The sequence below is a fragment of the Pseudomonas sp. E45-MNA-CIBAN-0222 genome, assembly GCF_040310405.1.
GTDB lineage: Bacteria > Pseudomonadota > Gammaproteobacteria > Pseudomonadales > Pseudomonadaceae > Stutzerimonas > Stutzerimonas stutzeri_AC.
The window spans coordinates 1-273 of record NZ_JBEOPU010000099.1 but is presented as its reverse complement, the minus strand read 5'-3'; the positions used below and the strand labels follow the sequence as shown (position 1 = coordinate 273).

Sequence of the window (273 nt, the reverse complement as noted above, 5' to 3'; positions counted from 1 at the left end):
GCACAATACTACGACCGGTCTCTCCCAACCTACTGGCTGCACCTCACAATGTAAGACCCCACGCTGCTCCAATTTATTTACCGTAATATTGACGTTATGTTTTGGATCTAACGGAAAGCGGCTGAGCACGGCATTACCATGATGACCGTTTTCATATTCTGAGTTTTTACCATAACTGTTTTGCAGCTGTAGATATTCGCCAAACCATTCATGCTGTGATTGATCAGGATATTCGTTGTATTGCATATTGCGCTTAAGATTCTGACCTTGTAC

Annotated in this window: 1 protein-coding gene; it reads right to left on the bottom strand. The window is 42.9% G+C overall.

All coding sequences use genetic code 11. From position 1 onward, the window contains the following. A partial coding sequence (locus AAEZ08_RS22935) for an endonuclease/exonuclease/phosphatase family protein (RefSeq protein ID WP_500125179.1) occupies positions 1–246 on the bottom strand: 246 nt, incomplete at its 3' end. Positions 247–273 lie beyond the last annotated feature (27 nt).